1 protein-coding gene is annotated in these 261 nt (G+C 45.2%); it reads right to left on the bottom strand.

What is annotated here, in order from left to right:
* Positions 1-245: hypothetical protein (locus tag HBA93_RS21820; RefSeq protein WP_221724643.1), on the bottom strand; the 245-nt coding region annotated here is incomplete at its 3' end.
* Between the last annotated feature and the right edge of the window lie 16 nt (positions 246-261).

Raw genomic sequence — 261 nt, 5'->3', positions numbered from 1 at the left:
AAACCATTATGATACTCTATTCCCGGGGTAGTGCCGATGCTACCACCTCCTGTGAAGCCAAAATAATATGGGCCGGAAACTGCACTAGGAAAAGTAGAGCCATGTAAAAAAAACTCTGTATTCGGAGCGATATTTCCGGTGTTCTGATATACAGTTCTGATGGTAACGCTTCCGGTTAAGCCATAGTCCATATGCGAGACATACTGTATAACAACCGGAGCTTTTTGTTCTGGCTGTGGCGTCACAGGTTTTGCTTGCCCT

It is taken from the genome of Ochrobactrum sp. SFR4, assembly GCF_019730395.1.
Classification (GTDB): domain Bacteria; phylum Pseudomonadota; class Alphaproteobacteria; order Rhizobiales; family Rhizobiaceae; genus Pseudochrobactrum.
This window is presented reverse-complemented; position numbering and strand designations above follow the sequence as displayed.